Source organism: Erwinia pyri (genome assembly GCF_030758455.1).
Classification (GTDB): Bacteria; Pseudomonadota; Gammaproteobacteria; order Enterobacterales; family Enterobacteriaceae; genus Erwinia; species Erwinia pyri.
Genome location: NZ_CP132353.1, coordinates 2,950,863 through 2,964,386, shown reverse-complemented (window position 1 = coordinate 2,964,386; position 13,524 = coordinate 2,950,863). Strand labels below are relative to the sequence as shown.

Genomic DNA, 13,524 nt, shown 5'->3' with positions numbered 1-13,524 from the left:
ACCACCCGAGAGCCTGGTGATGAGTGAAAGGTTCATTCCTGGTCAGTGTATGTCAAAATAGCCGCCGGTTTCACCCATTCACCAGCCTGGAAACGTCTATGCAGGATCGCAACTTTGATGATATAGCCGAAAAATTTTCGAAGAACATCTACGGTACCACCAAAGGGCGTATCCGCCAGGCGATCGTCTGGCAGGAGCTGGAGGCAATTCTGGCCACGTTGCCGGAAGGGCCCCTGAAGGTGCTTGATGCCGGAGGCGGAGAAGGGCAAACCGGCTGCGGCGTCGCCGCACTGGGCCATGACGTTTTACTCTGCGATTTATCCGAAGAAATGTTGCAGCGCGCCCGGGCGCATGCCGAAGAAAAAGGTGTGAGCGGCAACATGCAATTTAAACAAATTAGCGCGCAGGAAGCCCCGCAACATTTGGATAAGCCCGTCAATCTGGTATTGTTCCACGCTGTGCTTGAATGGGTAGCCGACCCGGAAGCCGTACTGGCCGCCCTCTATGATGCACTCGCCCCGGGGGGCGTGCTGTCACTGATGTTTTATAACATCAACGGGCTGATGATGCAGACGCTGGTATTGGGCAATTTCGGCTACATGCAGGCCGACCTGCGCAAGCGCAAACGGAAAACGCTGTCGCCTGACTATCCCCGAGAGCCGGAACAGGTCTATCGCTGGTTGCAGGAAGCGGGCTTCACGGTAGAGAACAAAACCGGCATCCGCGTTTTCCATGACTATATGCGCGATAAAACCAAGCAGACTGAACGATTTGAGGAAGTGCTGGCGCTGGAGAAACGCTTCTGCCGCCAGGAACCATTTTTAAGTTTGGGCCGCTATATCCACGTGACCGCGCGGAAACCCATAAACAGGACGAACCATGAGTGAATTTTCCCAGACAGTACCGGAACTGGTTGCCTGGGCGCGAAAAAATGACTTTTCCGTCACGTTGCCAACCGAACGTCTGGCGTTTTTACTGGCCGTCGCCACCCTGAACGGGGAGCGCATGGATGGTGAAATGAGCGAAGGCGAACTGACCGACGCTTTTCGTCACGTCAGCGAAGGATTTGATCAGACCAGTGAGACCGTTGGCGTCCGGGCCAATAACGCCATCAATGATATGGTGCGCCAGCGTCTGCTTAACCGTTTTGTCAGTGAGCAGGCGGAGGGCAACGCCATCTATCGCCTGACCCCGCTGGCTATCGGCATCACCGACTACTACATCCGCCAGCGCGAGTTTTCCACCCTCAGGCTCTCTATGCAGCTCTCGATTGTGGCGGGCGAACTCAAGCGGGCTGCCGATGCGGCGGATGAGGATGGAGATGAGTTCCACTGGCACCGCAACGTTTTTGCGCCGCTGAAATATTCAGTTGCCGAAATTTTTGACAGCATCGACATCACCCAGCGCAGCATGGATGAGCAGCAGCAGGCGGTGAAGGATGATATCGCCCAGCTGTTAAACAAAGACTGGCGCGCCGCTATCTCCAGCTGTGAAATGCTGCTGAATGAGACCTCCGGCACCCTCAGAGAGCTGCAGGATACGCTGGAAGCCGCTGGCGACAAGCTGCAGGCGAACCTGCTGCGCATTCAGGATGCCACGATGAACAGCCCCGATTTGGGCTTTATCGACAAGCTGGTGTATGACCTGCAGAACAAGCTGGACCGCATTATCAGCTGGGGCCAGCAGGCGATCGATCTGTGGATTGGCTATGACCGCCACGTGCATAAATTTATCCGTACCGCGATTGATATGGATAAAAACCGCGTCTTTGCTCAGCGTCTTCGTCAGTCCGTGCAGACCTATTTTGATTCTCCCTGGACATTAACCTACGCCAATGCCGAACGCCTTTATGATGTGCGTGACGAAGAGCTGGTGTTACGCAATGAAGAGGTAACGGGCGAGCTGCCTTCCGAACTGGAATATGAAGAGTTCAACGAAATTCGTGAACAGCTGGCCGCCATGATTGAAGAGGCATTGGCCATTTATAAAGCGCAGCAGAAGCCGCTGAACCTCGGCGCGGTAATGCGTGATTATCTCCAACAGTATCCCCGTGCACGTCATTTTGACGTCGCGCGTATCGTTGTCGATCAGGCCGTCCGTTTAGGCGTGGCCGAAGCAGATTTCTCCGGCCTGCCAGCTGAATGGCAGGTCATTAATGATTACGGAGCCAAGGTGCAGGCGCATGTCATCGATAAATATTGAACAAGTGATGCCGGTTAAGCTGGCGAGTGCTCTGGCCAATTCCCTTTTCCCGGCGCTGGACAGCCAGTTACGCGCCGGCCGCCATATTGGCATTGAAGAGTTAGATCAGCACGCTTTCCTGATGGATTATCAGGAGTATCTGGAAGAGTTTTATGCGCGCTACAACGTTGAGCTGATCCGTGCGCCGGAAGGCTTTTTCTATCTGCGTCCCCGCTCAACCACGCTGATCCCGCGTTCGGTGCTTTCCGAACTGGATATGATGGTAGGAAAAATTCTCTGCTATCTCTATCTCAGTCCTGAACGGCTGGCGAATGAAGGCATTTTCACCCAGCAGGAGCTTTATGACGAGCTGATGACGCTGGCGGATGAGAACAGGCTGCTGAAGCTGGTAAACCAGCGCTCTACCGGTTCGGATCTCGATCGGCAAAAGCTGCAGGAGAAAATGCGCGCCTCACTGAACCGTCTGCGCCGCCTTGGCATGGTCTGGTTTATGGGCAATGACAGCAGCAAATTCCGCATTATCGAGTCTGTGTTTCGTTTTGGCGCCGACGTGCGCAGCGGCGACGACGCCCGCGAAGCGCAGCTGCGGATGATCCGGGATGGTGAAGCGATGCCCATAGAGGGCGGGCTGGTGCTGAATGATGAAAGCGATGATGAGGGTGAGGCGCAGAGCGGCTCGTCTGATAACGCGGAGAATGAACAATGATTGAACGCGGCAAATTTCGCTCGCTGACGCTGATTAACTGGAACGGTTTTTTCGCCCGCACCTTTGATCTGGATGAGCTGGTTACCACGCTCTCTGGCGGTAACGGGGCAGGTAAGTCCACCACTATGGCGGCGTTTATCACCGCACTGATCCCCGATCTGACGCTGCTGCACTTCCGTAACACCACTGAAGCCGGGGCAACCTCAGGTTCCCGTGACAAAGGGTTGCACGGAAAACTGCGTCCGGGCGTCTGCTATGCGGCGCTGGACGTGGTGAACTCGGTTCATCAGCGCGTGATTGTGGGTGTACGCCTGCAGCAGGTGGCGGGGCGCGATCGTAAGGTGGATATCAAGCCGTTCAGCATTCACGGTCTGCCGAGCTCCATCAACCCCACGGAGATCCTGACCGAAACGGTTAACGCCCGTCAGGCCCGCGTCCTGCCGCTGAGCGAACTGAAAGAGAAGTTCGAAGCGATGGAGAGCGTGCAGTTTAAGCAGTTTAACTCCATCACCGAGTATCACTCGCTGATGTTCGATCTGGGGATTGTGGCGCGTCGTCTCCGCTCAGCTTCCGATCGCAGCAAGTACTATCGCCTGATTGAAGCTTCGCTGTATGGCGGGATCTCAAGCGCTATCACCCGCTCACTGCGCGATTACCTGCTGCCTGAAAACAGCGGCGTGCGGAAAGCTTTCCAGGATATGGAGGCGGCGCTGCGCGAAAACCGCATGACGCTGGAGGCGATTCGCGTCACGCAGTCTGACCGCGATCTGTTCAAGCATCTGATTTCCGAGGCAACTAACTACGTTGCCGCAGATTACATGCGCCATGCCAACGAACGCCGCATCCATCTGGACAGCGCAATGCAGCACCGCAATGAGCTGTTCAGCAGCCGCAAACAGCTGGCGACCGAGCAGTATCGCCACGTCGAAATGGCGCGTGAACTGGCAGAACACAACGGCGCAGAAAGCGATCTGGAAACTGATTACCAGAGCGCCAGCGACCACCTGAGTCTGGTGCAGACCGCCATGCGCCAGCAGGAAAAAATCGAGCGTTACGAAGGCGATATCGATGAGCTGACCTATCGTCTGGAAGAGCAGAACGAAGTGGTGGCGGAAGCGCGCGAAGTGCAGGAAGAGAACGAGGCACGCAGCGAAGCCGCAGAGCTGGAAGTGGATGAGCTGAAAAGCCAGCTGGCAGACTACCAGCAGGCGCTGGATGTGCAGCAGACTCGCGCCATTCAGTACCAGCAAGCGCTGGGCGCTTTGCAGCGCGCGCAGGAAGTTTGCCAGATCGACGAGCTGAACGTGGAGAATGCCGAGAGCTGGCAGGAGACCTTCCGGGCAAAAGAGCAGGAAGCCACCGACAGACTGCTGCAACTTGAACAGAAAATGAGCGTGGCGCAGGCCGCACACAGCCAGTTTGAACAGGCGTTTGAGCTGGTGGGGCGCATTGCCGGTCCGGTGAGCCGCTCAGAAGCTTACCAGACGGGACGGGAACTGCTTCGTGATGCCGCAAACCAGCGCTATCACGCTGAACAGGTTCACTCCCTGCGCGCCCGCCTGGCTGAGATGGAGCAGCGCCTGCGTGAACAGCAGGAAGCGGAGCGCCTGCTGAATGAATTCTGCAAGCGCCACGGCCAGCAGTTCGAGCCGCAGGATCTGGAAGGTTATCAGTATGAGCTGGAAGCGCGTATTGAGCAGCTCTCTGAAAGCGTTTCTGATGCCGGTGAACGCCGGATGGAGATGCGTCAGGAGCTGGAGCAGGTGCGTGAGCGCATCGCCCGCCTGACGAAGCAGGCGCCGCAGTGGCATGCTGCGCAGGAGATCCTGACGCAGCTTAGCGAGCAGACCGGGCAGGCGCTGGAAAGCAGCCAGGAAGTGACCGAGTTCATGCAGCAGTTGCTGGAGCGGGAGCGCGAAACCACGGTTGAGCGTGATGAAATCTCTGCCCGCAAGCGCGACGCCGAGAAACAGATTGAGCGGCTCAGCCAGCCGGGCGGCGCGGAAGATGCCCGCCTGAATGCGCTTGCCGAGCGTTTCGGCGGCGTGCTGCTGTCGGAAATCTATGATGATGTCACCATTGAAGATGCGCCGTACTTCTCTGCGCTTTACGGACCTGCGCGTCACGGTATCGTGGTGCCGGATCTCTCGCTGGTACAGGATCTGCTGGATGGTCTGGAGGAGTGCCCGGAAGATCTCTATCTGATAGAGGGGGACCCGCAATCCTTCGATGACAGCGTGTTCAACGTAGAAGAGTTGCAGAAAGCGGTGGTGGTGAAGTCCGGCGAGCGCCAGTGGCGTTATTCCCGCTTCCCGAAAGTCCCGCTGTTTGGCCGTGCGGCGCGTGAAAAGCAGCTGGAGCAGTTACACGCTGAGCGGGAAACGCTGGCAGAACGTTACGCCACGCTCTCTTTTGACGTGCAGAAAACCCAGCGCCTGCATCAGGCGTTCAGCCGCTTTATCGGCAGCCATCTGGCGGTAGCCTTTGAGGCAGATCCGGAAGTGGAACTGCGCACGCTTAATGGCCGCCGGGGTGAGCTGGAGCGCGCTCTGGCCGCGCACGAAAGCGAAAATCAGCAGCAGCGTCAGCAGTTTGATCAGGCTAAAGAGGGCGTTGCGCAGTTAAACCGTCTGATGCCACGCATCAGTCTGCTGCAGGACGACACGCTGCAGGATCGTTATGACGAACTGCTTGAACGGCTTGATGAAGCCCAGGAAGCGGCGCGCTTCCTGCAGCAGCATGGCAATCATCTGGCGAAACTGGAAACGCTGATCGCCGTACTGCAGAGCGATCCGGAGCAGCACGAGCAGCTGAAGCTCGATTATCAGCAGGCACAGCAGGCTCAGCGTAATGCTCGTCAGCAGGCCTTTGCTATTACCGAAGTGGTACAGCGACGCGCGCACTTCGGCTACGCTGATTCCGCAGGTATGTTGGACGGCAACAGCGATCTCAACGAGAAGCTGCGTAAACGTCTGGAGCAGGCTGAATCCGAGCGCGCCCGCGCCCGTGAACAGTTGCGCGCTCATCAGGCACAGTTCACCCAGTACTCTCAGGTGCTGGCGTCGCTGAAAAGCTCTTACGATGCCAAGCGTGACATGCTGAAAGAACTGCAGCAGGAGATGCAGGATATCGGCGTTCAGGCGGATGCCAGCGCAGAAGAGCGTGCCCGCCTGCGTCGCGATGAGCTGTATGCCGCGCTGAGCAACAACCGTGCCCGTCGTAATCAGCTTGAGAAACAGATCACCTTCTGTGAAGCCGAAATGGATGCGCTGCAGAAGAAACTGAAGCGTGTGGAGCGCGACTACCATCAGGGGCGTGAACAGGTTGTGCATGCTAAAGCGGGCTGGGTGGCCGTGCTTCGTCTGGTGAAAGATAATGGCGTCGAGCGCAGGCTGCACCGCCGCGAGCTGGCCTACCTGGGCGGCGATGAACTGCGTTCTATGTCGGATAAAGCGCTCGGCGCGCTGCGTCTGGCGGTGGCGGACAATGAGCATCTGCGTGATGTGCTGCGTCTCTCTGAAGATCCCAAACGTCCTGAGCGTAAGATCCAGTTCTTTATTGCGGTCTATCAGCATCTGCGCGAGCGAATCCGTCAGGATATTATCCGCACGGACGATCCGGTAGAAGCTATCGAGCAGATGGAGATCGAACTGGGCCGTCTGACGGAAGAGCTGACAGCGCGTGAACAGATGCTGGCTATCAGTTCGCGCAGCGTGGCGAATATCATCCGCAAAACCATCCAGCGTGAGCAAAACCGTATTCGTCAGCTGAATCAGGGGTTGCAGGCCGTCAGCTTTGGTCAGGTGAAAAGCGTCCGTCTGAACGTTAACGTACGTGAAACGCACTCAACGCTGCTGGATGTGCTCTCTGAACAGCACGAACAGCATCAGGATCTCTTCAACAGTAACCGACTGACCTTTTCGGAAGCGCTGGCAAAACTCTATCAGCGTCTCAATCCGCAAATCGATATGGGGCAACGTACGCCGCAGACCATTGGCGAAGAGCTGCTGGATTACCGTAACTACCTGGAGATGGAAGTTGAGGTGAACCGCGGATCGGACGGCTGGCTGCGTGCTGAGAGTGGCGCGCTCTCTACCGGTGAAGCGATCGGCACCGGTATGTCGATTCTGGTGATGGTGGTGCAAAGCTGGGAGGAGGAGTCTCGCCGACTGCGCGGCAAGGATATCTCTCCCTGTCGCTTACTCTTCCTGGATGAAGCCGCCCGTCTGGATGCGAAATCAATCGCCACGCTGTTTGAGCTGTGTGACCGTCTTGAGATGCAGCTGATTATTGCAGCACCGGAGAATATCAGTCCGGAGAAGGGCACTACCTATAAACTGGTCCGTAAAGTGGTCAATAACACTGAACACGTTCATGTTGTTGGCCTGCGTGGGTTTGCAGCAGAGCCTGCCGCCGCCAACGCATCAGCGCCTGAGGAAGATCGGCGGGCCTGATAAATATTCCGCTGTCGGATATAGCAAAAAATCAGGCAGCGGATTACTCTTTACTGCGGCATTGGCTCTATTTACAGCGAATGCCGCTTTCTTTTTCTATACTGATAACAATGACTTTTAAACAGATGCGCTTTATCTGTTTTGGCAATCAAACAGGGGGCAAGGGATGTTGCTGACAAGATTAAGTAGTGCAAGAGTGACGCTGCTCAGCGCCGGGCTGGTGATGGCCCTGGGGCAGATACAGCCTGCTGTGGCAGGCATCCCACCTGTTTCTGCTCCCGCCAGCTATACCGCAACTCAGGCCCGGGGAGAGCTGCTCTCCACGCTGCCTGCTGGCTACAAGCCTTTCTATCTCACCGCACTCGCACCGCTCTATGCCGCCCATAATATGCAACCGATGTGGCAGGATCGACAGGCCGTCCAGCAGTTCCAGCAGCAGCTGGCGGAAGTGGCCATTTCGGGCGTACAGCCGCAGTTTACGCAGTGGGTTAAGCTGCTGACTAATCCAGCGATAACGGGTATGGCGCGGGATGTGGTGCTCTCTGACGCCATGCTGGGCTATCTGCAGTTTGTCTCTACGGTGCCAGCGAAAGGGGAGACATGGCTTTACAGCAACGTCCCCTATAAGCTTGAAGTGCCGGCGCTCTCGGTGATTAATCAGTGGCAGCGGGCGGTTAATCAGGGCGGGACGGCCGTTTTTGTCCACTCTTTAGCCCCTCAGCATCCCCAGTATGTGCTGATGCATCAGGCGCTGAAAACGCTGCTGGCGGACAATCATCCCTGGCCGCAGCTGGCTGATAAGCAGACGCTGAAACCGGGTCAGTTAAGTGATGACGTCCCTTCACTGCGTGAAATTTTGCAGCGCACCGGGATGATGACGCCAGGCAGCGATACCCCTAAACCCACAGAAGATACGGTGCCCACTACACAGGTTCCCGCTGGGTTTGTTGATGAAGAGATCGCGGTCAGCCCTTCGGCAACTGCGGTGCCGCAGGATCCCAATACTCAGCCTGCCATTCCAGAGGCCGTGGGCCAGGTTCAGGGCGAAGCTGTGCCAGCAGATCCCACAAAGATCTACTCTGCTGATCTTGTCGAAGCGGTTAAGCGTTTCCAGCGCTGGCAGGGGTTAGAGCCCGATGGCGCTATTGGCCCCAGAACCCGCGAATGGTTGAACGTTTCTCCTCAGCTTCGGGCCTCGTTGCTGGCGCTGAATATTCAACGTTTGCGCCTGCTGCCGGATGATATGCATAACGGCATTATGGTAAACATTCCTAACTACTCTCTGATCTATTATCTCAACGGTAATCAGATTCTGGCGTCGCGGGTTATTGTCGGAAGGCCAGATCGTAAAACGCCGTTGATGCGTAGCGCTCTGAATAACGTGGTGCTCAATCCGCCGTGGAATGTGCCGACCACGCTGGTGCGCAAAGATATTGTGCCGAAAGTGAAGCAGGATCCCGCTTATCTCTACAAGCATAACTACACGCTGCTTTCAGGCTGGAGTAATGATGCAGAGGTGATCGATCCCTCAATGATTGACTGGAGCATGGTCTCTGCAGCCTCTTTCCCTTACCGCATTCGCCAGGCACCGGGCGCGACGAACTCGCTGGGACGCTATAAGTTCAATATGCCAAGCTCTGATGCGATCTACCTGCATGACACGCCGAACCATAACCTGTTCCAGAAAGATATCCGCGCTCTGAGTTCAGGCTGCGTTCGCGTGAATAAGGCGTCCGATCTGGCCAACCTTCTGCTGCAGGATGCGGGCTGGAACGACACCCGAATTTCCAGCACGCTGAAAGAAGGTGAGACGCGTTATGTGCCTATTCGTCACCGCATTCCGGTTAATCTCTACTATCTCACGGCCTGGGTAGCGGAAGATGGCAAGGCGCAATATCGCACAGATATTTACAATTATGATATGACGGCGCGTTCAGGCGTACAGAGCATGAGCGCTGCTGGTCAATTAATGCTCTAACGCTTGATTCTTCAGGTATTCCTCTCTAAGCCAAATGCGCGGGCTTTTTACAGGCAGGACAATCATTCGTTGAATTGTCTTGCCTGTCACATTTAGCGTGTTGACTCAGTACTTATCCCCAGTTATGGTTCGGGACGGTGTGCTTTTACACCCTTTCAGAACAATTTAGCTGGGTAACACAGATTAATGAATAGTTTCGACTCTCATCGCCGTAAGTGGCTGGCTCTGGGTGGGGCTGCGCTGGGTTTAGCGCTCCTTCCCGGTCAGGCTTTCGCTTCGCTTTCCACTTCACGTCCCCGTGTATTAACACTGAATAACCTGCATACCGGTGAAACGCTCAAAACGGAGTTTTTTAACGGCAAAAGTTACGACAAGGATGAGCTGACGCGCCTTAACCATTTCTTCCGTGATTACCGGGCCAATAAAATCAAGAGCATCGACCCCAAACTTTTCGACCAGCTCTACAGGCTGCAGGCGATGCTGGATACGCGCAAACCGGTTCAGCTGATCTCCGGCTATCGCTCTCTGGCGACCAACAACTCGCTGCGGGCGCACAGTAAAGGGGTGGCGAAACACAGTTATCACACCCTGGGTCAGGCGATGGATTTTCATATCGAAGGAATTTCATTGAGCAATGTACGCAAAGCGGCGCTTTCCATGCGCGCGGGTGGTGTAGGATACTATCCGAGTAGTAACTTTGTGCATATTGATACCGGGCCGACACGGCACTGGTAAGATGAGATTCCGGCAGGGCCATGGCTCGCCGGTAACGGAGCGTTATGGACTATCAAATTATCCCGGTAACGGCATTCGCCCAGAACTGCTCGTTGATCTGGTGCCCCTCCACGCTGGAAGCCGCAGTGGTGGATCCCGGTGGCGATGCCGGAACTATTCAGGCCCGGGTGGCAGAGCAGGGCGTAAAGGTAACGCAAATCCTGTTGACGCATGGTCACCTTGACCACGTCGGAGCTGCCGCAGAACTCGCTGCCTTCTATCAGGTGCCGGTTGTCGGCCCGCATAAAGCCGATGCCTTCTGGCTTGAGGGTCTGCCTTCGCAAAGCCAGATGTTTGGTTTCCCTTATTGTGCGCCGCTGACGCCCGATCGCTGGTTAGAAGAGGGTGAAACTGTGCAGCTGGGGCAGATCAACCTGGAGATCCTGCTGTGTCCGGGCCATACGCCAGGGCATATCGTCTTTTTTGACCGGGCTTCACGCCTGCTGGTCTCTGGCGATGTGATTTTCAACGGTGGCGTGGGACGCTCTGACTTCCCGCAGGGCAGCCATGATGATCTGATTGCCTCAATCGTCAATAAACTGCTGCCGCTGGGCGATGATGTGACCTTCCTGCCGGGCCATGGGCCAAAGTCCACGCTGGGACGCGAACGGATCTCGAATCCTTTCCTGCAGTAACAGCGCCGGGCCTTTCCAGCAGGTAAACCAGTTTCTGAGGACAATGCCTGCTGCAAGCTAGTCCTCTCTGAAGATAATGCCTTCACTACTGTATGCTTAACTGCTCTCTTAAGATAAAGCTTGTTTCACCCCGAGCCGTACACCCCAATAAAAAATGCCTGCTGTAAGCAGGCATTTTTTATGCATCGGTCAGGAGAACGCAGAGCTTAAAGTACCGCCACGATGGCTTCGCACAGTGGAGCCATATTATCTGGCGTCATTCCTGCCACGTTAACACGCCCGGAATTGACGGCGTAGACGCCAAACTCTTCACGCAGGCGAATCACCTGATCTTTAGTCAGCCCACTGAATGAGAACATGCCGTTCTGGTTAATGATAAAGCTGAAGTCCCCTTTCGCGCCTTTCTCCTGCAGGGTGTTCACGAACAGCTGACGCATGCGGTGAATACGCTGACGCATATCCGTTAACTCCTGCTCCCAGAGAGCACGCAGCGCATCGTTGCTCAGAATCGTGGCAACCACCGCGGCGCCGTGAGCAGGCGGATTGGAATAGTTAGCACGGATGGTGGCTTTAACCTGGCTGAAGGCGGTGTCCGCAACGGCGGCTTCGCTGGCTACCAGCGTGAAGGCGCCAACGCGTTCGTTATAGAGGCCAAAGTTCTTGGAGTAGGAGCTGGCAACAATCAGCTCCTGATGGCTGGCAGCGAAGATACGCAGGCCCTCAGCATCCTCTTCCAGCCCACGGGCAAAGCCCTGATAGGCGAAGTCAAACAGCGGCAGCCAGCCGTTAGCCAGCGACATCTCAGAGAGCTCTGCCCACTGCTCAGCGGTAGGATCGATACCGGTTGGATTATGGCAGCAGCCGTGGAACAGTACGATATCACCGGCCTGAACCTCACGCAGCACGTTAATCATGCCGGCAAAGTCCAGCGAGTGGTTAGCCGCATCGTAATACTGATATTCACAGACTTCTAAACCAGCAGACTCGAAGACGTTCTTATGGTTGGGCCAGCTTGGATTACTTACCCAGATACGCTTAGCGCTGGTCTGGGTGGCAATAAAGTCAGCCGCGACACGCAGGGCACCGGTACCACCAGGCGTCTGCGCCGTGCGGGCGCGTTTGGCACCAACCAGGGCATTATCCTTCCCGAACAGCAGCTCCTGAGTGCACTGCCCAAAATCGGCCAGGCCATCAATGCTGAGATAGTTCTTGGTAGTCTCATTCTCTAACAGGTACTGCTCAGCTTTCTTCACGCTGGTCAGAACTGGGGTTTTACCGGTTTCATCTTTATAGACGCCAATGCCCAGGTTGATCTTATTTGGGCGGTCATCGGCGCGGAAGAGGTCGGCTAAGCCAAGAATGGGGTCGGCGGGTGCAGCTGCAATGCGTTCAAACATAGTCGGAGTCCGTTAGCGTAATCTGGAGCGAAATGTGCACTCAGGTTACCGCCACGGCGCACAAAATGCCAACCGTTTGCGTTTAAAATTACGGGAAAGAAGCGGGGGAAGATCAAAGGAGCAGGGATTAGCGAAGTGCAGTAAACAAAAACGGGGCCGAAGCCCCGTTTTGAGTTTGCGCGGGATGACGAATCACCCCGGCAGGCAATCAGAACTGGTAAACCAGACCAAGTGCAACAGTGTCGTCGGTGTTCAGACCCAGTGGGTTATTGTCATCCAGCAGGTTGATCTGGTAATCAACATAGGTTGACATGTTTTTGTTGAAGTAATAAGTAGCGCCAACCTCAACATATTTGATCAGGTCAGCATCGCCAACGCCATTGCCAATATCTTTGCCTTTAGACTGGACGTAGCCCAGGGAAGGACGCAGACCGAAGTCGAACTGATACTGTGCCACCAACTCAAAGTTCTGTGCTTTATTAGCAAAAGAACTTACATCGCCAGTTTCTCCATTGTCTGCTACACCAGTAGTAGAGAATGGCGTTGCATTACGGGTTTCACCGTACATAGCGGCAAGATAAATGTTGTTAGCATCATACTTAATAGCAGTTGCCCATGCTTCTGCACGTTTGCCGGCACCGTTATTGAGCGTTCCTACAGTATCGCCATCGTCATTAGTCACAGCACGAACACCTGAAGCTTGCGCATTGGTACGGTCATATGAACCGTAAGCACCTGACACGCCTAAACCGATTGGTGAGGTGTAGCTGGTAGAGAGCGCGTAGCCGTCGCCATTAGCACGACGAATGTCATCACGGTCGTTTTTACCCTGATACTGAACAGCAAAGTCCCAGCCATCAACCAGGCCGAAGAAGTTGGTGTTACGATAGGTCAGGACGCCTGTAGTACGGCCGCCCAGGACACCGATATCGGTATAAGCTGAATCACCGCCAAATTCTGGCAGCATATCTGTCCAACCCATTGGGTCGTAAAGCAGGCTATAGTTACGGCCGTAATCAATTGAACCAAACTCAGCAAATTTCAGACCTGCGAAGCCAAGACGAGTTTTATTACCGTCTTGTGCATCAGAACCTTCAGAATTATTGGTCTGGAAATTGTATTCCCACTGGCCGTAACCGGTCAGCATGTCGTTGATCTGGGTTTCACCTTTAAAACCAAAACGAACATAAGACTGATCGCCGTCGTTACCGTCGTTGTCAGAAAAATAGTGCAGACCAACAGCTTTACCATAGAGGTCCAGCTTGTTGCCGTCTTTGTTATAAACTTCTGCTGCATTGGCTGCACCAGCTGCTAACAGGGCCGGGATAACCAGTGCCAGAATGTTGCGCTTCATCATTTTTTATTACCCTCATTGGAG

The 13,524-nt window shown here is 55.2% G+C and carries 9 protein-coding genes; 7 read left to right on the top strand and 2 right to left on the bottom strand.

Features of this window, described 5'->3' with window-relative positions; genetic code table 11:
- The first annotated feature begins 98 nt into the window (after positions 1–98).
- The 7 genes from cmoM to Q3V30_RS13960 all read left to right on the top strand — a co-directional run bounded on the left by cmoM (position 99) and on the right by Q3V30_RS13960 (position 10,749).
- The gene (gene cmoM / locus Q3V30_RS13990) at positions 99–887 is read left to right on the top strand and encodes a tRNA uridine 5-oxyacetic acid(34) methyltransferase CmoM (RefSeq protein WP_306206592.1); all 789 of its coding nucleotides are present in this window, start codon (positions 99–101) and stop codon (positions 885–887) included.
- Positions 880–2,202 carry a chromosome partition protein MukF gene (gene mukF / locus Q3V30_RS13985; RefSeq protein WP_306206591.1) on the top strand — a complete coding sequence of 441 codons (1,323 nt, stop codon included), beginning with the start codon at positions 880–882 and terminating at the stop codon, positions 2,200–2,202. Before cmoM ends, mukF begins: the two co-directional genes overlap by 8 nt.
- Complete coding sequence (mukE, locus tag Q3V30_RS13980) at positions 2,183–2,908, top strand: chromosome partition protein MukE (protein WP_306206590.1); 726 nt, start codon at positions 2,183–2,185, stop codon at positions 2,906–2,908. Before mukF ends, mukE begins: the two co-directional genes overlap by 20 nt.
- On the top strand, positions 2,905–7,362 hold the full coding sequence (mukB, locus tag Q3V30_RS13975) for a chromosome partition protein MukB (protein WP_306206589.1): 4,458 nt from the start codon (positions 2,905–2,907) through the stop codon (positions 7,360–7,362). The genes mukE and mukB overlap by 4 nt, the downstream gene beginning before the upstream one ends.
- A 166-nt stretch (positions 7,363–7,528) precedes the next feature.
- Complete coding sequence (ldtD, locus tag Q3V30_RS13970) at positions 7,529–9,340, top strand: L,D-transpeptidase (RefSeq protein ID WP_428979210.1); 1,812 nt, start codon at positions 7,529–7,531, stop codon at positions 9,338–9,340.
- 186 nt (positions 9,341–9,526) lie between these two features.
- A complete protein-coding gene (gene mepK / locus Q3V30_RS13965; protein ID WP_306206588.1) occupies positions 9,527–10,075 on the top strand; it encodes a peptidoglycan L,D-endopeptidase MepK in 549 nt (182 codons plus the stop codon).
- 44 nt (positions 10,076–10,119) lie between these two features.
- Complete coding sequence (locus tag Q3V30_RS13960; RefSeq protein ID WP_306206587.1) at positions 10,120–10,749, top strand: MBL fold metallo-hydrolase; 630 nt, start codon at positions 10,120–10,122, stop codon at positions 10,747–10,749.
- Positions 10,750–10,955: 206 nt separating this feature from the next.
- Here the strand turns inward: Q3V30_RS13960 and Q3V30_RS13955 are convergent, their stop codons facing one another.
- Both Q3V30_RS13955 and ompF read right to left on the bottom strand, forming a co-directional pair.
- A complete protein-coding gene (locus tag Q3V30_RS13955) occupies positions 10,956–12,146 on the bottom strand; it encodes an amino acid aminotransferase (protein WP_306206586.1) in 1,191 nt (396 codons plus the stop codon).
- A 208-nt stretch (positions 12,147–12,354) separates the two neighbouring features.
- The gene (gene ompF, locus Q3V30_RS13950; RefSeq protein WP_306206585.1) at positions 12,355–13,503 is read right to left on the bottom strand and encodes a porin OmpF; all 1,149 of its coding nucleotides are present in this window, start codon (positions 13,501–13,503) and stop codon (positions 12,355–12,357) included.
- Positions 13,504–13,524 lie beyond the last annotated feature (21 nt).